This is a genomic window from Paraburkholderia sp. GAS199 (genome assembly GCF_050436585.1).
Classification (GTDB): Bacteria; Pseudomonadota; Gammaproteobacteria; order Burkholderiales; family Burkholderiaceae; genus Paraburkholderia.
In genome coordinates this window covers 56,892-77,126 of sequence record NZ_JBNDMM010000002.1, presented here as the reverse complement: position 1 = coordinate 77,126, position 20,235 = coordinate 56,892, and the positions used below count along the sequence as shown (strand labels likewise).

At 63.6% G+C, this 20,235-nt stretch carries 13 protein-coding genes; 7 read left to right on the top strand and 6 right to left on the bottom strand.

Translation table 11 applies throughout. The features are described from left to right. Positions 1-223 precede the first annotated feature (223 nt). The 5 genes from P3T18_RS06455 to P3T18_RS06435 all read left to right on the top strand — a co-directional run bounded on the left by P3T18_RS06455 (position 224) and on the right by P3T18_RS06435 (position 8,349). Positions 224-625: a DUF4399 domain-containing protein gene (locus P3T18_RS06455; protein ID WP_429299110.1), complete on the top strand. Its 402-nt coding sequence runs from the start codon at positions 224-226 to the stop codon at positions 623-625. Positions 626-863: 238 nt separating this feature from the next. Continuing rightward, positions 864-2,786, top strand: a complete 1,923-nt coding sequence (locus P3T18_RS06450) for an ATP-binding cassette domain-containing protein (protein WP_429299109.1) — start codon at positions 864-866, stop codon at positions 2,784-2,786. 419 nt (positions 2,787-3,205) lie between these two features. Further along, positions 3,206-5,191 (top strand): DNA topoisomerase IV subunit B, encoded by a 1,986-nt coding sequence (locus tag P3T18_RS06445; protein ID WP_429299108.1) that lies wholly within the window; start codon positions 3,206-3,208, stop codon positions 5,189-5,191. Positions 5,192-5,256: 65 nt separating this feature from the next. Further along, positions 5,257-7,581: a DNA topoisomerase IV subunit A gene (gene parC, locus P3T18_RS06440; protein WP_429299107.1), complete on the top strand. Its 2,325-nt coding sequence runs from the start codon at positions 5,257-5,259 to the stop codon at positions 7,579-7,581. Positions 7,582-7,890: 309 nt separating this feature from the next. Continuing rightward, positions 7,891-8,349 carry a CopD family protein gene (locus tag P3T18_RS06435; RefSeq protein WP_429299106.1) on the top strand — a complete coding sequence of 153 codons (459 nt, stop codon included), beginning with the start codon at positions 7,891-7,893 and terminating at the stop codon, positions 8,347-8,349. A 38-nt stretch (positions 8,350-8,387) separates the two neighbouring features. Here the strand turns inward: P3T18_RS06435 and P3T18_RS06430 are convergent, their stop codons facing one another. The 6 genes from P3T18_RS06430 to P3T18_RS06405 form a co-directional block, all read right to left on the bottom strand. After that, positions 8,388-9,596 carry a chromate transporter gene (locus P3T18_RS06430; protein WP_429299105.1) on the bottom strand — a complete coding sequence of 403 codons (1,209 nt, stop codon included), beginning with the start codon at positions 9,594-9,596 and terminating at the stop codon, positions 8,388-8,390. Between the two features lie 219 nt (positions 9,597-9,815). Further along, positions 9,816-12,167, bottom strand: a complete 2,352-nt coding sequence (locus tag P3T18_RS06425; RefSeq protein ID WP_429299104.1) for a bifunctional diguanylate cyclase/phosphodiesterase — start codon at positions 12,165-12,167, stop codon at positions 9,816-9,818. A gap of 561 nt (positions 12,168-12,728) precedes the next feature. Further along, positions 12,729-13,616 carry a PhzF family phenazine biosynthesis protein gene (locus P3T18_RS06420; RefSeq protein ID WP_429299103.1) on the bottom strand — a complete coding sequence of 296 codons (888 nt, stop codon included), beginning with the start codon at positions 13,614-13,616 and terminating at the stop codon, positions 12,729-12,731. Positions 13,617-13,769: 153 nt separating this feature from the next. Continuing rightward, a complete protein-coding gene (locus tag P3T18_RS06415; protein WP_429299102.1) occupies positions 13,770-14,234 on the bottom strand; it encodes a RidA family protein in 465 nt (154 codons plus the stop codon). Between the two features lie 103 nt (positions 14,235-14,337). Beyond that, complete coding sequence (locus P3T18_RS06410) at positions 14,338-15,534, bottom strand: PLP-dependent aminotransferase family protein (protein WP_429299101.1); 1,197 nt, start codon at positions 15,532-15,534, stop codon at positions 14,338-14,340. Between the two features lie 75 nt (positions 15,535-15,609). After that, entirely contained in the window at positions 15,610-16,311 is a 702-nt protein-coding gene (locus P3T18_RS06405) for a VOC family protein (protein ID WP_429299100.1), read from the bottom strand. 301 nt (positions 16,312-16,612) lie between these two features. Between P3T18_RS06405 and P3T18_RS06400 the strand changes: the two genes are divergently transcribed. Next, positions 16,613-18,067: a PLP-dependent aminotransferase family protein gene (locus P3T18_RS06400; RefSeq protein WP_429299099.1), complete on the top strand. Its 1,455-nt coding sequence runs from the start codon at positions 16,613-16,615 to the stop codon at positions 18,065-18,067. A 145-nt stretch (positions 18,068-18,212) separates the two neighbouring features. Then, entirely contained in the window at positions 18,213-20,111 is a 1,899-nt protein-coding gene (gene htpG / locus P3T18_RS06395) for a molecular chaperone HtpG (RefSeq protein WP_429299098.1), read from the top strand. Positions 20,112-20,235: the final 124 nt, after the last annotated feature.

Here is a 20,235-nt window from a genome sequence, read left to right as displayed (position 1 = left end):
TTTTTACCGATGTCGCAGCGCCGCAAAGCGACTGCGCCCTGGGCGGGCTCGTGCGGCGGAAATCATCATGGACAGCGTGTATGCTCTGATCCGCAGCTAGTTTGTTGGACCGCCGCGCGGTCGAGTCGGCATGCATTGCGACGATCGGCCTCAGTCGGCCGGTGTCGTCCGCGCCGCGCAACGGTCCGCGCACGTTTGCGTTTTCCCAAAAAGGAGAAGAACGATGTTCAGGAACAACTGGTTGGCCGGCGTGGTGCTGGTCGGATCGCTGGCGGTGTCGGGGCTGGCGCAGGCGGCGAGCGTCTCGTTCGTCGAGCCGAAAGACGGCGCGACGGTGAGCAATCCGGTCCACGTCGTATTCGGCGTCGACGGCATGAAAATCGCGCCCGCCGGCACGATGACGGATGGCACGGGCCATCATCATCTGTTGATCGACGGCAAGCCGCTCGCGAAGGGCGAAGTCATTCCCGCAACCGACAAGTCGCTGCACTTCGGCAAGGGCCAGACCGAAACCGACCTGACCTTGCCGCCCGGCGACCATACGCTGACGCTGCAATTCGGCGACGGCATGCACCGCTCCTATGGTCCGGAAATGAGCAAGACGATCACCGTCCACGTGAAATAAGCGCCGAACGCCGCCGGACGCGCCGCAGCAAGCGGGCGACGCGTCCGGCGGCGATCCGAAGATCCGGCCCGCCGTTGCCGCCGCTGCCAATCGCAGCACCGTCCGCCGGGCAGGCTGCATCCCGGCCCCACGGACGACAAGCCGGCCATTCGATCTATCTCTTCCGCCAGACAGGCACCCGCTGCTGCGCCCGGTACAATGGGCAGTTCCGACTCATCGCTGTTTTCTCCAATTCTCCATGTCGCTTTACACCATTACCGGAGCCCAACTGGCTTTCGGTCACGTCGCGTTGCTCGATCACGCGGATTTCTCCCTCGAAGCGGGCGAACGCGTCGGGCTGATCGGCCGTAACGGCGCGGGCAAGTCGTCGCTGCTGAAGATCGTCGCCGATCTGAGCAAGCCGGACGACGGCCTGATCACGCGCCAGCAGGGCCTGACTTCGGTCTACGTGCCGCAGGAACCGGAGTTCGATACGGACGACACGGTGTTCGAAGCGGTCGCCGCCGGCCTGACGCGCGCCCGCGCGTTGCTGGACGAATACGACGCGGTCGCCAACCAGCTTGCCGACGAGCCCGAAGGCCCGGCGCACGACGACCTGATGTCGCGCATGAACACGCTGCAATCGGAACTCGACCACTCCGACGCATGGAACTGGAGCACGCGAGTGGCCACCACGCTCCAGCAGATCGGTCTGAACGGCGAGGCGCGTGTCGGTTCGCTGTCGGGCGGGATGCAGAAGCGCGTCGCGCTGGCGCGCGCGCTGGTCGTGCAACCGGACGTGCTGCTGCTCGACGAGCCGACCAACCACCTCGATTTCGACGGCATCCGCTGGCTCGAAGAACTACTGGTGTCGCTGCGCGCGGGTCTGCTGTTCATCACCCACGATCGCGCGTTCCTCGATCGCGTCGCCACGCGCATCGTCGAATTGGATCGCGGGCGTCTGCTGTCGTATCCGGGCAATTTCTCGGCGTACCAGACGCGCAAGGCGCAGCAACTCGAAATCGAACAGGTGGAAGCGGCCAAGTTCGACAAACTGCTCGCGCAGGAAGAAGTGTGGATTCGCAAAGGCGTGGAAGCGCGCCGCACGCGTAGTGTCGGCCGGATCGCGCGTCTCGTGGAAATGCGCAACGAGCGCGCCGAGCGCCGCAACGTGCAGGGCAACGTCAAACTCGACGTGGGCCAGGGCGAGAAGTCGGGCAAGATTGTCGCCGAACTGACCGACGTCACCAAGCGCTATGGTTCGCGCACGGTGGTCGACAATTTCACGGCCACGGTCATGCGCGGCGACAAGATCGGCTTCGTCGGTCCGAACGGCGCGGGCAAAACCACGCTGCTGAAGATGATCCTCGGCGAATTGCCGCCGGACGAAGGCACGGTGCGCGTCGGCACCAACCTGCAGGTCGCGTATTTCGACCAGATGCGCGCGCAACTCGATCTGGAAAAGAGCCTCGCCGACACGATCAGCCCAGGCAGCGAATGGGTCGAAGTGAATGGCCAGAAGAAGCACGTGATGAGCTATCTCGGCGACTTCCTGTTCGCGCCGGAACGCGCGCGTTCGCCGGTCAAGTCGCTCTCGGGCGGCGAGCGCAACCGGCTGCTGCTGGCGCGTCTGTTCGCCCGTCCGGCCAACGTGCTGGTGCTCGACGAACCGACCAACGACCTCGACATCCCGACGCTCGAACTGCTCGAAGAACTGCTCACCGAATACGACGGCACGGTCCTGCTGGTCAGCCACGACCGCGCGTTTCTCGACAACGTCGCGACCTCGGTGATCGCATCGGAAGGCGGCGGCAAGTGGCGCGAATACGTGGGCGGCTTCACCGACTGGCAGATTCAGCGCGACCGCTCGCAGCAGATGGCGCAGGACGCGCAAAAAGAAACCGTCAAGGAAGCGGCGCCGAAAGACACCGGCGCGAGCCGTGCGCCGCAACGCGCGGCCAAGCTGTCGTTCAAGGACCAGCGCGAACTCGAAGCATTGCCGGCCAAAATCGCCGAACTCGAGGCCGAGCAGAAAACCATCGGCGCGCAACTCGAAGACGGGTCGGTGTTTGCCAGAGACGCCGCGGAAGGCACGCGCCTGACCGCCCGCTACGCCGCGATCGAAGAAGAATTGCTGATCGCGCTGGAACGCTGGGACGAGCTGGAAAACAAGCGTAAATAAGATGCGGGCGCGGCGGGTTTTGCCGTCGCGCTCACCGTCTCCATGGCGCGCGGCGAGTTTGCGCCGCGCGCCATTTCGATCTCAAAATTGATCGGAACAGGGCGCCGTCCCTTATCCAAACGGCTAATCCAGCGCACCGTGAATTGCCGCCTGTATCGAAATCAGTAAAATACCCCGCGAACAGGCTTCCCCCGGCAGCATTACCGGTGAGCGCGCGGTGCGGCTATAGTCGAGCCGGCATCGAACCGCCGTCGAGCGCGCCAAAGGGAAGCGAGGCGTCGAAAACAGTTTGCCCGCCGTGCGGGCACTCCTCCTAACCCCGTTGTTTCGTTTCGCTTTTTTTGAAAACTCAACGCATTGTCCACGGACCTGTCCACAGGAGCTGTGGACAACGATGAACCGACGGACCCGAGTCAACCATGTCTACGAAAAAGCCAAACGCCGCGTATAGCGAAGCGTCGATCAAGGTGTTGAAGGGCCTGGAGCCGGTCAAGCAACGACCCGGCATGTACACCCGCACCGAGAATCCGCTGCACATCATTCAGGAAGTCATCGACAACGCGTCGGACGAAGCCCTCGGCGGCTACGGCCGGCAAATCACGGTCACGCTGCACGCGGACCATTCGGTCTCGGTCGAAGACGACGGCCGCGGCATTCCGTTCGGCCTGCATCCGGAAGAAGGCGTGCCGGTCGTCGAGATCGTTTTCACGCGCCTGCATGCCGGCGGCAAGTTCGACAAGGCCGCGGGCGGCGCCTACACGTTCTCGGGCGGCCTGCACGGCGTCGGCGTGTCGGTCACCAACGCGCTGTCCACGCGCCTCGACGTCACCGTCTGGCGCGACAACAAGGTCGCCTCGCTCAGTTTCGCCAATGGCGACGTCGCCAAAGAACTCGAAGTGCGCGCCGCGGCCAAGGGCGAAAAGAAGTCGGGCACGCGCGTCACCGCGTGGGCCAATCCGAAATATTTCGACTCGCCGAACCTGCCGCTCGGCGAATTGCAACGTCTGCTGCGCTCGAAAGCGGTGCTGCTGCCGGGCGTGGAAGTCACGCTCGTCAACGAGAAAACCGGTGAGCAGCAAAGCTGGAAATACGAAGACGGTTTGCGCGGCTATCTGCTCGAAGGCATGAACGGCAGCGATCTGCTGATTCCGCTGTTCGAAGGTGAGCGCTACGCCGAAAACTCGCGTGCGAGCGAAGAGACCTTCGCGGAAGGCGAGGGCGCGGCGTGGGTCGTCGCCTGGAGCGAGGAAGGTCCGCTGATGCGCGAGTCCTACGTCAACCTGATTCCGACACCCGCGGGCGGCACGCACGAATCCGGTTTGCGCGACGGCCTTTTCCAGGCCGTGAGGAGTTTCGTGGAACTGCACAATCTGCAGCCCAAGGGCGTGAAGCTGCTCGCGGAAGACGTGTTCGCGCGCGTTTCGTTCGTGCTGTCGGCGAAGGTGCTCGATCCGCAGTTCCAGGGGCAAATCAAGGAGCGCCTGAATAGCCGCGACGCGGTGAAGCTGGTGTCGTCGTTCGCGCGACCGGCGCTCGAATTGTGGCTGAACCAGCACGTCGAGCACGGCAAGAAGCTCGCGGACCTCGTCATCAAGCAGGCGCAGGCGCGCACGCGCGCAGGCCAGAAGGTCGAGAAGCGCAAGAGTTCGGGCGTCGCCGTGCTGCCCGGCAAGCTGACCGATTGCGAGTCGACGGAAATCGGCCGCAACGAACTGTTCCTCGTCGAGGGCGACTCGGCCGGCGGTTCGGCGAAGATGGGCCGCGATAAGGAATACCAGGCGATCTTGCCGTTGCGCGGCAAAGTGTTGAACACGTGGGAAACCGAGCGCGACCGCCTGTTCGCCAACAACGAAGTGCACGACATCTCGGTGGCGATCGGCGTCGATCCGCACAGCCCGGACGACAAGGTGGATCTGTCCAATCTGCGTTACGGCAAGATCTGCATCCTGTCGGACGCGGACGTCGACGGCTCGCACATTCAGGTGCTGTTGCTCACGCTGTTCTTCAAGCACTTTCCGCAACTGATCGAGCGCGGCCATGTGTGCGTGGCGCGTCCGCCGCTGTTCCGGGTCGACGCACCGGCGCGCGGCAAGAAGCCGGCGCAGAAGCTCTACGCGCTGGACGACGGCGAACTCGAAGCGATCCTCGACAAGCTGCGCAAGGACGGCGTGCGCGATACGCAATGGTCGATCAGCCGCTTCAAGGGTCTCGGCGAAATGAGCGCGGAGCAGTTGTGGGACACCACGATGAACCCGGACACGCGGCGTCTCACGCCGGTCGCGCTCGGCGAACTCGACTACGACGCCACGGTCGCGCGCATGACCATGCTGATGGGCAAGGGCGAAGCGGCGTCGCGCCGCAGCTGGCTGGAAGAAAAGGGCAACGAAGTCGAAGCGGATATCTGAGCGCGCTCGTTGCAGCGCGCCGCTTTCGCACCACACTTCACGCCAAACACGGATACGGAATCTAGATGGACGACGACAACACTCTCGACCTTTTCAACGAGCCGCCGCCTCCCGAGGGCGATTTCCTGACGCTCGGCAACTACGCGGAACGCGCGTATCTCGACTACGCGGTGAGCGTGGTGAAGGGACGCGCGCTGCCGGATGTGTGCGACGGCCAGAAGCCGGTGCAGCGCCGCATCCTGTTCGCGATGAACGACATGGGTCTGTCCGACAACGCCAAGCCGGTCAAGTCGGCGCGGGTGGTCGGCGACGTGCTGGGTAAGTATCACCCGCACGGCGACCAGTCGGCGTACGACGCGCTCGTGCGTCTCGCGCAAGATTTTTCGATGCGCTATCCGCTGATCGACGGTCAGGGCAACTTCGGTTCGCGAGACGGCGACGGCGCCGCGGCCATGCGATACACCGAAGCGCGTCTCACGCCGATCGCCAAGCTGCTGCTCGAAGAGATCGACCAGGGCACGGTCGACTTCATGCCGAACTACGACGGTTCGTCCGAAGAGCCGAGGCTGCTGCCGGCGCGTCTGCCGTTCGTGCTGCTGAACGGCGCATCGGGCATTGCCGTGGGTCTGGCGACGGAAATTCCGTCCCACAACCTGCGCGAAGTCGCGGCCGCGACCGTCGCGATGATCCGCAATCCGAAGATCGAACACGCGGAATTGATGCAGCACATCGCCGGGCCGGATTTCCCGGGCGGTGGCCAGATCATTTCGAGCGACGCCGAAATCTCCGCGGCCTACGAAAGCGGTCGCGGCAGCCTGAAGGTCCGGGCGCGCTGGAAGATCGAGGAACTCGCGCGCGGCCAGTGGCAACTGGTCATCACCGAACTGCCGCCGAACACGGCTGCGCAGAAGGTGCTCGAAGAAATCGAAGAGCAGACCAATCCGAAGATCAAGCTCGGCAAGAAGGCGCTCACGCCCGAGCAATTGCAGACCAAGCAGACCATGCTGGCGTTGCTCGACGCCGTGCGCGACGAATCGGGCCGCGATGCGCCGGTGCGTCTCGTGTTCGAACCGAAGTCGAGCCGCATCGACCAGACCGACTTCGTCAATACGCTGCTCGCGCATACGAGCCTCGAATCGAACGCGTCGCTGAACATGGTGATGGTGGGCGGCGACGGTCGTCCGCGTCAGAAGGGCTTGAGCGAAATCCTGCACGAGTGGATCGCGTTCCGCTTCGCCACCGTGACGCGCCGCACGCGTCATCGTCTGACCAAGGTCGACGACCGCATCCATATTCTCGAAGGCCGGATGATCGTCTTCCTGAATATCGACGAAGTCATCCGCATCATTCGCGAGTCCGATGAACCGAAGGTCGCGCTGATGGCGGCATTCGGTTTGTCCGACCGTCAGGCCGAAGACATTCTCGAAATTCGCTTGCGTCAGTTGGCGCGGCTCGAAAAGATCAAGATCGAGAAGGAACTGTCGGAGTTGCGCGACGAGAAGGCCAAGCTTGAAGAACTGCTCGGCAGCGAGTCGGCCATGAAGCGTCTGCTCATCAAGGAAATCGAGGGCGACGCGAAGCAATACGGCGACGAGCGTCGCACGCTGATCCAGCAGGAAAAGCGCGCCACGTTCGAAGCACGCGTGGTGGACGAACCGGTGACGGTGGTGGTGTCGCAGCGCGGCTGGGTGCGCGCGCTCAAGGGCCACGGGCTCGACACGGCGGGCTTCACCTTCAAGGCCGGCGACGGTCTCTATGCGGCGTTCCAGTGCCGCACGCCGGATACGCTGGTGGCGTGGGGCAGCAACGGCCGCGTGTATTCGGTGGCGGTGGCCATGCTGCCGGGCGGTCGTGGCGACGGCGTGCCGGTCACTTCGCTGATCGAACTCGAGTCGGGCAGCCATCTGATGCATTACTACGCGGCGTCCGCCGATCAGGCGTTGCTGCTCGCGTCGAGCAACGGCTTCGGCTTCGTCGCGAAGGTCGGCGATATGGTGAGCCGCGTGAAGGCCGGCAAGTCGTTCATGACCATCGACGCCGGCGCGGCACCGCTCGCACCGATGCCGATGCTGCCGGACGCCACGCATATCGCGTGTCTGTCGTCGGGCGGCCGTCTGCTGGTGTTCGGTCTCGACGAAATGAAGACGTTGTCGGGTGGCGGTCGCGGCGTCACGCTCATGGCGCTCGACGAAAACGAAACACTGGTTCAGGCGCTCTCGATCAACCAGGCGGGTCTCATGCTGATCGGCACGCGTCGTGGCGGCCGTGTGGACGAAGAGAAACTGAGCGGCGCCGCGCTCACGCCGCATGTCGGCAAGCGCGCGCGCAAGGGCCGTGCGCCGGAGAGCAAGATGAAGCTCGACAGCATGCGTCCGGTGCTGGCGGGTTAAGGCGCAGCGCCGACGCGCGATATCGGCGCGATATCAGCGCATTACCCGCGCGATATCGGTCACCAGGCAGGAAAGCAGCAACGCGGCGCGCGCCTTCATTCGCAGATGAAGCGCGCGTCGTGAGTCGTCGAAAATCGGGGTGTGGCGTCGCCAACGTATCGGTTGCTGCCGCAATAACAACTACAAAGATCGTCAAGACACTGCGAACGTGTGGAACTGCGCGTATAACGTGTGGTCGAATGCGCTCAATAGCCGCTGCAAATATCATTCGTCATAAGCGGCGTGGTGTCGTCGGGAGAGGAAAACAACATGAACAAAGCTATCGAACTCGCACTCTTTCTGCACCTGCTCGCCGTCGCGGTGTGGGTGGGTGGGATGATCTTCGCGCATTTCTGCCTGCGCCCGGCCATTGCCGATCTTTCGCCGCAATTGCGGCTGCCCTTGTGGGAATCTGTGTTCAGCCGCTTTTTCAACTGGGTCGCCGCCGCCGTGCTGGTGATCCTGCTCACGGGCGGCTTTCTGCTGATGCAATTCGGCGGCGGTCACGCCACGTGGCCGTTGCATGCTATGGCGGGTCTGGGCATCGTCATGATGCTGATCTTCGGGCACATCCGCTTCGCCGTGTTTCCGCGTATTCGCCGCGCCGTGCAGGCGCAAAAGTGGCCGGACGGCGCACGCGCGGTCGGCACGATCCGGCGCCTGGTGCTGGTCAATATCGTGCTGGGCGTCGTGACGATCGGTGTCGCGGTGCTGTCGCGCGGCTTCTGAATCTGGCTCAATGGAAATGAAGCGGGAAGCGACGCGGTTTAGTGCGTCGCCCCGTACACGAGCCATAGTCCGCAGGCCACGGCTACCGTTCCGTACACCACGTACACCGGCAGCTTGAGCTTCGCGAAGCACATGCCGGAAAACAGCGCGGTGAGCAGATACGCCGGTTGAAACGGCACGCGCGCGGCAATCCGCAAGACGGCGACCGCGAGGAACGCGGTGGTGACGGCGCGCAGAATCCGCATGCCGTGTTCGAAGCGCGGATTGGCTTTCAACTGGTGCAGATGGCGCTGCGCGAGTATCACGAGACATCCCGACGGCACGAACAGCGCGAGCGTCGCGATCAGCGCGCCGACCCAGCCGTCCACCAGATAGCCGAAGAACGGCACGACATTCAGCAGAGGCCCCGGCGACAACGGCGACAACGAAAACGCCAGCGTGAAGTCGTTGTCCGACACGCCCACCGCCGGCGTCACGAATAGTGTCTTGAGCACCGGCAGTGCGGAGAAGCCGCCGCCGAACAGGGTCATGCCGGCGCCCGCGAGGCGCGGCCACAAAAGCGGCAGTTCGTAGCGATGCGGCAAGGGCAGCGCGAACAGCATCAGCAGCACGCACAGGCCGGCGAGCAACTGCCAGTCGCTGCGTCCGATCGACACGACGATCCGCGCGTTGCGCACCGGGCTCACGAGCCAGCCGCTGCCGAACGCGGCGCCGAGCATCAGCACGTAGGCTGCGGGGCTGCGTGCATAGAACAGCGCCACGCAGCCGAACACCGTGGCAAACCATTCGAGCTTGCCGCGCACCAGCGCGCGCGTCTGTTTGTACCAGGTGATGGCGATCAATGTCGCGAGTACCACGCTGAAGTGATTCAGCAGGGTTTGCGAAGCGGCGGCGCGCACGAGCGGCGTGCGATAGAAGATCGCGAAGGCCGTCATCAGCACGAAAAAGGGCAGCACACTCGCGATGCCGGCCACCCACGCGCCGGCACGTCCGCGCAGTGCATGCCCGAGTTGCACGGCCACGTTGCATCCCACCGGACCGGGCACCATCCACGCCAGCGCGATCAGGTCGGAAAACGCGACGCGCGAGAGTCGTCCTTCGCGTTCGACGTAATGGTTTTCGAGTTGCGCCATCAGCGCGAGACCGCCCCACGACAGCGCCGACAGGCCGCACACCACCCGGAAGAGCGTCCATAGCCGTTCCCGTTCTCCTCGTCTTGCTGCGTTCTGGCTGGTGATCGTCTGCATGGCGTCACGAGCGCCGTGCAAGCAGGCGCCCGTCCTCCGGGATCATCGTCGTATTGGATTGGTGCGGCCGGTCGCCGGTGCCGCGCAGGGTCGTGGACTGACGTGCAATCACCTGCATGCACGCACATTCACGCGGTACAGCGTGAAATGTAGCCGGTTTTGTAGCGGCGCGGTGGCTTCGAAACAAAGCGGTTGCGCGACCGCAACCCGGCGCGCCGCTCAGCGATCCGAATTGACGCCGGTGATGGTTGCGGCAACCTGCTCGGTGCGCCGCTCTGCGATGCCGCATACGCCGAAGCGTTCCAGCAGGGCCGGAATGGCGTCGACGGGAACCGGACGCGAGAACAGGAAACCCTGCGCCTCGATGTGACCGAGCGCGGCGAGCCACGCAATCTGCTCCTCGGTCTCGGTGCCTTCCACCACTACGGTAAGCCCGAGCGAGCGCGCCAGATTGACGATGGCCGTGACCATCACGCACACGCTGCGGTCGCCCGGAATGGCTTGGATGAAGGAGCGGTCGACCTTCAGTGTATCGACCGAGAAGCGGTTCAGATACGACAGCGACGAATAGCCGGTGCCGAAATCGTCGAGCGCGATACGCACGCCGAGCCGCTTCAGCGCGAAGATCTTTTCGGAGACGAGTTCGGGATATTCCATCATCGCCGTCTCGGTGATTTCCAGTTCGAGGCGGCGCGCGGAAATGCCGGTTTCCTCGATGGCATGCGAGACCGTCTCGTACAGATCGCCGCGCCAGAACTGCACCGCGGAAATATTCACCGCCAGCGAAAGTGTGTCATAACCTTGCTGCTGCCAGATCGCCAGTTGCCGGCAAGCGGTTTCGATCACGAAGTCGCCGATCGGCACGATCAGTCCGGTGGACTCGGCAACCGGAATGAATTCGTTGGCCGGAATCAGGCCGTGTTGCGGATGATTCCAGCGCACCAGCGCTTCGAAGCCGGTAATGCAGCGCCGTGTCAGATCGATCTTCGGCTGATAGGCGAGGAACAGTTGCCCTTCGGCAAGCGCGACGCGCAACTGCTGTTCCCATTTCATCAAATGGTCGGCGCGATGCGAGAGTTGCGGCGAGAAGAACTGGTAGCAGTTCTTGCCCGCGTCTTTCGCGCTGTACATGGCGAGGTCGGCCTTCTTCAGCAGGTCGATCTCGCTTTCGTTGACGACGGAATAGAGCGCGATGCCGATGCTCGCATGCAGCACGAACGAACTGCCGCGTACTTCGAACGGCTTGGCGAACGCTTCCAGCGCCGCCTCGGCAATCGTCACGGCGCGCTTCTCGACATCATCGCCCTTGATCACCACGACGAACTCGTCGCCGCCGATGCGGCTCAACGCGCCGCCGTCGCTGACCGCGGTGGCGAGGCGCGAGGCCGTCATTTGCAGCACGATATCGCCGGCATTGTGGCCAAGTGTGTCATTGACCGTCTTGAAGTTGTCGAGGTCGATGAAGAGAATCGCGAGGCGCCCGAGATTGGCCGGCTGCGCAACATCGTGCCGCAGGGTCTGCAAGGTTGCGTAACGATTGCGCAAGCCGGTGAGCAGATCGTATTCGACCAGATGCGTCATCTCGCGCTCGCGGCCGAGCAATTTGCCGATCAGGCCCGTGGCCACCGCGAAGAAACTCAGCATGGCGAGCGAGATGAAGCCGGCCATCAGCAGATAGACGTTGCGCGTGTGGTTGTAGTCGGCGAATTCTTCGGCTTGCGAGAGGCCGACCAGCACGCCGAGCGGATAGCCGTCGATATGACGGTACGAGACGATGCGCGTCACGTTGTCGATCGAATCGACATAGGTGCCCGACACGTGTTCGGAGGTCGGATACGAACCGCTCGCGGAAAACGTGCCGTTGACGCTGTCGGCGCTGCCGGTGCGGCGTGCGAGCACGGTGCCGTTATCGGAGATCACCGCGATCACGCCTTCACGGCCGATGGCCGCGTTGTTGTAGAAGTCGCTGGTGAAATAGCTCGGATCTTCCGACACCACCACGACACCCGCGAACGAGCCGTCCGGATGATTCAGACGCCGCGTCATCTGCAAGGTCCAGTGGCCCGAGACGCGGCCGAGCACCGGCTTGCTGATGAACAACTGGTCGTCGTTTTCGTGTTCGTGGACCTTGAAGTGTTCGCGGTCGGACAGGTCGATGTGTTTTGGATTGAGTTCGGCCGTATTGGCAATCAGCTTGCCGTGTTCGTCGATGAGCGAAACCTGAACCAGTGTTTCGCTTTGCACGACGCCTTTCTCGACCGTGCTCGCCAGATCGAAGCGATTCGGGGTTTTCTCGAACTCGTATTTGACGAAACGCGTGATCTGGTCGACCTGGTGGATAGCCTTGACCGTATGCTGTTCGAGCGCCGCGGAGAGGATTGCAGCAGAGGCCATGGCCTCGCGATAGGTGGCGTCTTTCTCGACCGACAGACGCGCGAAGATCACGGTCCAGAGCAGGACGAGCACGAGCACACCGAGTGCCGGAATGGCGAGCAGGGCGCGCCGGCGCGACACAGCGGGATCGCGGCGGGGTTTGGCTTCGCGCTGGTCGGAAAAACGCGGCTGACTCATCGGGCGGCCCGGGCGCCGGCGCTGTCCGATTGCAACTGCGCGAGGATCGACTGCGCTGATTTCATGTATGGCTGCATGGAGACCAAGGTGCCGGAACTGCTGCGCAGGGAATAGGGCGTGGTGTCGTGTGTAGGCATCCGCCGGTCATCGGATACGATTCGATATTACTTAATGCCACTGGATTAAGGAAGTGTCGATGCATCGGGTATACGCGGGCGCAGCAATCGGCTCGCATCGCCTTGGTGCGCAGACCACGAGGCCAGTCGCGGCGCTGCGGCCACGCAATCGTTTTCGAGTGATTCGTCGGAATCCGTGCCTGGCTCGCCGGCCGGCAATGCCGGATCGTCGTGCCATCAGCGGGTATTCCCGCAGTCGGGTATTCAGGTCTGCCAGGCCTTTGCCGTACTCGTTCGACACCATCATGTGGCGCGCCATGCGTCGTGCATCGCATGGTCGCGGTATGCGGCTTGCCATGCGCAACAGTTATGCAAACGCTGCAGTGTCCGGCAGTCGGGGACGGCGCGACGCGCCTTGCATGTCGTGAACCCGCGTCGGTGCCCCTCATGGCATCCTGAACGTGCCGTCGACAATCGTCACCGACTGTCCGCCGATCCAGGTTTTAACAGCTGCGTCGTCATAGCGCACCGACACATTGCCCGCGCGACCGAGCGCCGTGCCCTGACGTGTCGTGTAGTGCGAGCCGGGGCGTCGTTGTTGCGCGCTCAGCAAGCCCGCGAGCGCGGCGTTGGCGCTGCCGGTCACGGGGTCTTCACCCAGGCCGAAGCGACCGCCCACCATCAGGCAGCGAATCTCGAACGTAGCCGGGCCATCGGCGTCATGCGGACCGTAGACGGCCAGACCATGCGTCTCCATCGAATTGACGATGTCGGCGAGCGCGGCTTCGTCGGGGGCGAGGGCGAGACAGTCCTGCGCCGAATCGACGCGGACCACGAGCCATGGCGCACCGTTGTCGACCGCGCAAGGCGGCGCGCTGAAATCTACGGCGTCGCTACGCAAAGCCGTAGCCAATGCCGCATAGCGATCGGCGGGTAGCGGGGTCATGCGGGCAGGCGGCGCGGCGAACGCCCAGCCATCGGCGCCGGGAAGACTTTGCAGTTCGACCAGACCCACGCCGCATTGCTGGACCAGCATGCCAGGCGTTTTGGGTCGATAGCCGCTCTCAAGCAACGCGTGCGCAGCGCCGAGCGTGGGATGCCCGGCAAACGGCAACTCGCCGTGCGTCGTGAAAATGCGTATGCGATAGTCTGCAGCCGGATCGGTGGGCGGGAGCACGAAGATCGTTTCGGAGAGATTCGTCCAGTGCGCGATGGATTGCATCTGATCCGCGTCGAGCGCGTCGGCGTCGAACACGACCGCCAGCGGATTGCCTTTGAACGGTACCGATGTGAACACATCGACCTGTTTGAAACGAACAAAGTTGGCGGACATCAGGCGCGCTCCGGCGAGTCCTGCAGAATGTGTGTGCGCGGATTCTACCTGGGGATGCGGGAACGATCTACCTCTGCACAAAGCAAAACGCGCCGCGAGTGATGGACACTCGCGGCGCGTCGATGCGGCTTGCGGGCAAAGCCCGCGCAGCGCTTACTCGACTTCGGCGATCAGCTCGATCTCGACGCAGGCGCCGAGCGGAATCTGCGCCACGCCGAACGCCGAACGCGCATGTTTACCGCGCTCGCCGAACACGTCGGCGATCAGCTCGGACGCGCCGTTCGTGACCAGATGCTGTTCCGTGAATTCGAACGTCGAGTTCACGAGGCTCATCAGCTTGACGATGCGCGTGACGCGGTTCAGATCGCCCACGTGCGCGTGCAGGGTGGCGATCAGGTCGATCGCGATCGAACGGGCCGCGGCCTTGCCTTCTTCCGTGCTGAGCGTGGCGCCGAGCTTGCCGACCCACACCTTGCCGTCTTTCTTCGCGATGTGACCCGAGAGGAACACCGTGTTGCCGCTTTGCGCGCTCATCACGTAGGCCGCTGCCGGCGCACCCGCGCTCGGCAATTCGATGCCCAGTTCCTTCAGCTTGTCGTACACATTGGTTTGAGACATGTCGTGTCCTTGCTTGAGTAGTGGAATACGGTGACGGGCTGGCCGGATGACGTGGCGTGACGCCAGCTTCATCCGGCCACTCGATCCGGCGACTGCCGCCGCTTCAGATCTTCGCGCGGATCAGCGCCGCGAGGCGCGCCACGCCTTCGTCGATCTGGGCCGGCGGCACCGTGACGAACGACAGACGCAGCGTGTTGTGCTGCGCTTCGTTCGCGAAGAACGGACCGCCCGGCACGAACGCGACGTTCTGCGCGACGGCTTCTTCGAGCAGCTTCATGCTGTCGATCTGCGCGGGCAGATCGACCCACACGAACATGCCGCCTTCCGGACGATTCCAGCTCACGCCTTCCGGCATATAGCTTTCGAGCGACGCCAGCATGGCCGCGCACTGATCGCGATACAGCTCGCGGATGGTCGGCACGTGCGTGTCGAGGAAGCCGTCCTTGATCACTTCGTAGACGATGCGCTGCGTGAAGCTCGGCGTGTGCAGGTCGGTGGCCTGCTTGGCCTGCACCAGTTTGAAGATCAACTCTTCGGGCGCGATGATGTAGCCGACCCGCAGACCCGGCGCCAGCACCTTCGAGAACGAGCCGAGATGGACGATGTGGTCCGGCGCCATGGAGAGCATGGTGGGCAGCGGCTCGCCCGCGTAGTCGAGCGCGCCGTACGGATCGTCTTCGATCACCGGGAACGGCGCGGTCTTCGCGAATTCGGCCAGCTTGCGGCGGCGCTCCAGCGGCAGGCGGCGGCCGGTCGGATTCTGGAAGTTCGGCTGTGCGTACAGCAGACGCGCGCCGGCCGTCAGTTCGGGCGTGAGCGCTTCGGGAATCAGGCCTTGCTCGTCGGTGGGCACCTGCACGTACTTCGGCTCGTACATCGAGAACGACTGCAACGCACCGAGGTAGGTCGGCGTTTCCACCAGCACGGGGCTGTCCGGGCACACCAGCACCTTGCCGAGCAGGTCGAGCGCCTGCTGCGAACCGGTGGTGATGAGCACCTGGCTCGGGCGAATCGTCGCGCCGTTGACGGAATAGCGCTTCGCGATCCATTCGCGCAACGGCAGATAGCCTTCGGTCGCGCTGTATTGCAGGGCGGCGGCCGGCGAGTCGCGCAGGATGCGGTCGGCGGCTTCGCGCATGCGCTCGGCCGGGAAAGTGGCCGGCGAGGGCAGGCCGCCCGCGAACGAAATGACTTCAGGCCGCTCCGTGACCTTCAGAATCTCGCGAATCGCCGAGCTCGTGAGCTTGCGTGCGCGTTCGGACAATTGCCACGTAGGGGCTTTCAAGTCGCTTTGGTCCATGGTCTCCTCGGCTGGTATCACTGGAACAGGTCAAAACTTCGATTATCGCGCGAGTCGGCGACCCGCGCGCGCTGCTTATTTGAGGGTCCGTAGACCGTCGGGTGTTTCGAATTCGGCGACCAGCGCCGGCGTGTCTTCCGCGGACTGCAGCTGGATCAGATGCGCCGCGCCCAGCCACTGCAATTGCGCCTGCACGATGTCCGCTTGCGGATGCGCGGCTTTCAAGGCTTTCAGCGCGATGCCGGTTTCCGGCAACATTGCCGACGGATGCCGCGCCGAGTCCCATTGGATCAGCGAAGGCAGCACACCGTCGCCAACACCTTGCCACGCGGGGAAGGCACCGTTTTCGGGCACCGACAATCCCCACGTCAATTCGCCGCGCGTCATCGGCACGATCGGCGCAATGCGCTGCGGATACTGCGCTTGCCAGACCGTGAGGCGCTTCGGGCGCTCGACCCGCGCGACCCAGTGCGACAGAAACGGGCCTTTTTCCAGACGCGCCTGCGTGGCCGGGTCGTCCAGCGCGAACAGGCGGGCGCGGGGCGTTGCGCCTTCGGCTGCGCCGTCCGCTACGTCGGCGGCCTGTGGATCGATCGCGATGACCTCCAGGTACACGCCGTCCCACAAATTCAGCAAACGGTTGTGCGTGCGCATCAGCGGATGCGCGCCACCGCCCGCCGGCGCCACGCCGAGCGTGTCGGCGACGTACTGCGTGCCCTCGTCGAGCGTGCGGGCGGACACTACCAGGTGATCGAGACGAAGCGATTGGGCGGTCATGGCGGATCGGAAAGACGGTTGCTGCGGCGGCCGGTGCGAATCCGGAAAAACAGGTGTTCGCCAGGCGGCCGCGCTGCCGGGGCCATAAGCATAACCGTTTGCCGGACCGGCGGGCGAGGACCGGTGCACAACGTGCCCGCCGCCGCGCGGTTTCGTGCTGGCTCCGGCAAGCCGCGCCACGCTTGCCGCCGCGCCTTTTTCAGTCCTTGCTTATCTCGGATATGACTCAAATGTAACGACGCCGACCTGCACAGTAACGGTACAATCGTTTCGATACTGTTCGGTACAGTTGGAGCCGCTTATGTCAGTCACGCTTGCCCAGATTCCCGCCCCGCACGACACCGCGTCGCTGACGCTGGTGGAGCAGCTCGTTCAATGGGCGCGGCGGCGTATCGAAGAGCGCGTGTTCCGGCCCGGCATGCGCATGCCGTCGATCCGCAAGCTCGCGCTCGACAAAGGCGTGTCGCGTTTCACGGTGGTCGAAGCGTACGAGCGGCTGGTGGCGCAAGGCTTTCTCGAATCGCGGCGCGGCTCGGGTTTTTATGTGCGCGAACGGCTGGCGGGCGCCGCGCCTGTGGAGGCAAATCCGGCCGTGGCCGCCGCGCCCGCGCCGGCCACCATCGACGTGGTCTGGCTGCTGCGCAACATGCTGCATACTGGCGCGCGTCCCGAACGCAGCCCGGGTTTGGGCTATCTGCCGGCGCGCTGGCTCGACGGCGACCTCATCACCAACGCGTTGCGTACGCTCGGCCGGCAATCCGGCGCGCAGATGCTGGGAATCGGCTCGCCGCAGGGTTTTCTGCCGCTGCGCCAGCAGTTGCAAACGCGCCTGGAGGAACTGGAGATTGGCGTCGCGCCCGATCAGATCGTGATGGTCTCCGGCATCACGCAGGCAATCGACCTGATTTCGCGCATCTACGTGAAGCCGGGTGACGCGGTGATCGTGGGCGACCCGGCCTGGTTCCAGATGTTCGGACGCTTCGCTTCGCAGGGCGCGCGGCTGGTCGGCATGCCTTATACGCCCGACGGGCCCGATCTCGACGCGCTCGAATCGCTCGTGCAAACCTGGCGCCCGAAAATGCTGGTGATCAACTCGGTGCTGCAAAACCCCACCGGCACCTCGCTCACGGCCGCCCAGGCGTTCCGTATTCTGCGGCTGGCGGAGGCCTACGATTTCATCGTCGTCGAAGACGATATTTACGGCGATCTGTGCCCGCCGAGCTATCCCGGCACGCGGCTCGCGAGCCTCGACCAGTTGCGCCGCGTGATTTACCTCGGCAGCTTTTCAAAGACGCTCGCGCCGAATCTGCGCGTCGGCTTCATTGCCTGCGCACCGGAAGTGGCCACGGCGGTAGCCGACCAGAAGATGCTGGTCGGCATGACCAGCCCTGAACTGAACGAGCGCGTGCTCTACAAGATTCTCACCGAAGGTCACTACCGGCGGCATGTCGAGCGGCTGCGCGCGCGTCTGGACGGCGTGCGCGAAAAGTCCGTGCGGATGCTGGAGAAGACCGGCATGAAGCTGTTCCTGACGCCCGCCGCCGGCATGTTCCTGTGGGCCGACACCGGCGTCGACGCCGACGCGCTGGCCGCCGCCGGTCACGAGGACGGTTTTCTGCTGACGCCGGGCAGCCTGTTTTCGCCGCAGCAGTCGCCCACGACGTGGATGCGCTTTAACATCACCAATTGCGGCGATCCGGAACTGGCGAGCTTTCTGTGCCGCTATCTGGACAGCGTCGAGCGGCGCGCCTCTTGAAACCGGGCCGCATCGTCCCAATGTAAATTGACGATCCGCGGTCTCGCCGGCCGCGTGCGTGGGCGTGCTGGCTGATTCGCAGTCGTGCCGCGCCCGGCCTGAATCCCATTCGCAATACATTCGCAACGAAAGAGGAAGTCTGACCATGGCACAAGAAACCATGAGCTTTCAGGCAGAAGTGAAACAGCTTCTGCACCTGATGATTCACTCGCTGTACAGCAACAAGGAAATTTTTCTGCGCGAGCTGATTTCGAACGCGTCCGACGCGGCCGACAAGCTGCGCTTCGAAGCCATCGAAAACAGCGCGCTGTACGAAAACGATCCGAATCTGCGCATTCGTGTGTCGTTCGACAAAGCCGCGCGCACCATCACGCTCGACGACAACGGCATCGGCATGAGCCGTGACGAAGCGGTCTCCAACCTCGGCACGATCGCGCGTTCGGGCACCAAGGAATTCTTCGGCAAGCTCTCCGGCGACCAGCAGAAAGATGCCGCGCTGATCGGCCAGTTCGGCGTGGGCTTCTATTCCGGCTTCATCGTCGCTGACAGAATCACGGTCGAAACGCGCCGCGCCGGTCTGCCGGCGTCGGAAGGCGTGCGCTGGGAAAGCGCGGGCGAAGGCGATTTCGCGGTCGAGACGATCGAGCGCGCCGCGCGTGGCACGACCATCACGCTGCATCTGCGCGCGGACGAAGACGATCTGCTGTCGGCGCAACGTCTGAAAGCCATCATCCAGAAGTACTCGGATCACGTGGCGTTGCCGATCCTGATGGCGAAGGAAGAGTGGGACGCCGAGAAAGGCGAGATGGTCACGAAGGACGAAGACGAGACCGTCAATCAGGCCAGCGCGCTCTGGACCCGCTCGAAGAACGACATTACCGACGAGCAATACAAGCAGTTCTACCAGCATCTTTCGCACGATCATCAGGACCCGCTCACGTGGACGCATAACCGCGTAGAAGGCCGCAGCGAATATACGCAACTGCTGTACGTGCCGGCTCACGCGCCGTTCGACCTGTTCAACCGCGATCATCGTGGCGGCCTGAAGCTGTACGTCAAGCGCGTGTTCATCATGGACGACGCGGAGCAACTGCTGCCCGTGTATCTGCGTTTCGTGAAGGGCGTGGTCGATTCGGCGGATCTGCCGCTCAACGTGTCGCGCGAAATCCTGCAGGAAAGCCGTGACGTGAAGGCGATCCGCGAAGGCGTGACCAAGCGTTCGCTGTCCATGCTGGAAGAATTGGCCAACTCCGAGAACGACGCCGACAAGGAAAAGTACGCCGGCTTCTGGAAGGAATTCGGTCAGGTGCTGAAGGAAGGCGTGGGCGAAGACTTCGCCAATCGCGAGCGTATTGCGAAGCTGGTGCGCTTTGCGTCGACGCATACGGACACGGCCGAGCAGACGGTTTCGCTCGCCGATTACGTGTCGCGCATGAAGCCCGAGCAAAGCAAGATCTATTACGTGACGGCCGACACCTGGCAAGCCGCCACCCACAGCCCGCATCTGGAAGTGTTCCGCAAGAAGGGCGTGGAAGTGCTGCTGCTGACCGATCGCGTCGACGAATGGATGCTGTCGTTCCTCACTGAATTCGACGGCAAGCCGCTGCAAAGCGTGGCACGCGGCGACCTCGATCTGGGCGCGCTGAACGACGAAGAGAAGCAGGCGCAGGAGAAGGTGAGCGAAGAACTGAAGCCGCTCGTCGAGAAGATGAAAGACGCATTAAAGGACAAGGCGAAAGACGTGCGCCTGACCTTCCGTCTGACCGACTCGCCTTCGTGTCTCGTGGCCGACGACGGCGAAATGAGCGGCTATCTGCAGCGTATGCTGAAGGCGGCGGGTCAGGACGCGCCTTCGTTCAACCCGATTCTCGAAGTGAATCCGGAGCACGCACTGGTGAAGGGCTTGCACACGGACAGCGCGAATTTCGACGACTGGTGCCATCTGCTGTTCGATCAGGCCTTGCTCGCAGAAGGCGGTTCGCTGGAAGATCCGGCGAGCTTCGTGAAGCGCACCAACGCATTGTTGCTGGCGCGCGCAAGCTGAGCGTGCGTTGAACATGCTTTGAACATGTGTTGAACTTTGAAAAGCGCTGCCTCGGCAGCGCTTTTTTTTCGCCTACACGTTTCGAGTCAGATTACTCGACGCGCAACGAGGCGCCTGGCGTTGC

Coding starts and splice junctions, on each gene's coding strand:
- P3T18_RS06425 (WP_429299104.1), bottom strand. CDS start 12,167: ATGAGTCAGCCGCGTTTTTCCGACCAGCGCGAAGCCAAACCCCGCCGC.
- P3T18_RS06455 (WP_429299110.1), top strand. CDS start 224: ATGTTCAGGAACAACTGGTTGGCCGGCGTGGTGCTGGTCGGATCGCTG.
- P3T18_RS06420 (WP_429299103.1), bottom strand. CDS start 13,616: ATGTCCGCCAACTTTGTTCGTTTCAAACAGGTCGATGTGTTCACATCG.
- P3T18_RS06450 (WP_429299109.1), top strand. CDS start 864: ATGTCGCTTTACACCATTACCGGAGCCCAACTGGCTTTCGGTCACGTC.
- htpG (WP_429299098.1), top strand. CDS start 18,213: ATGGCACAAGAAACCATGAGCTTTCAGGCAGAAGTGAAACAGCTTCTG.
- P3T18_RS06410 (WP_429299101.1), bottom strand. CDS start 15,534: ATGGACCAAAGCGACTTGAAAGCCCCTACGTGGCAATTGTCCGAACGC.
- P3T18_RS06415 (WP_429299102.1), bottom strand. CDS start 14,234: ATGTCTCAAACCAATGTGTACGACAAGCTGAAGGAACTGGGCATCGAA.
- P3T18_RS06430 (WP_429299105.1), bottom strand. CDS start 9,596: ATGCAGACGATCACCAGCCAGAACGCAGCAAGACGAGGAGAACGGGAA.
- P3T18_RS06445 (WP_429299108.1), top strand. CDS start 3,206: ATGTCTACGAAAAAGCCAAACGCCGCGTATAGCGAAGCGTCGATCAAG.
- parC (WP_429299107.1), top strand. CDS start 5,257: ATGGACGACGACAACACTCTCGACCTTTTCAACGAGCCGCCGCCTCCC.
- P3T18_RS06405 (WP_429299100.1), bottom strand. CDS start 16,311: ATGACCGCCCAATCGCTTCGTCTCGATCACCTGGTAGTGTCCGCCCGC.
- P3T18_RS06400 (WP_429299099.1), top strand. CDS start 16,613: ATGTCAGTCACGCTTGCCCAGATTCCCGCCCCGCACGACACCGCGTCG.
- P3T18_RS06435 (WP_429299106.1), top strand. CDS start 7,891: ATGAACAAAGCTATCGAACTCGCACTCTTTCTGCACCTGCTCGCCGTC.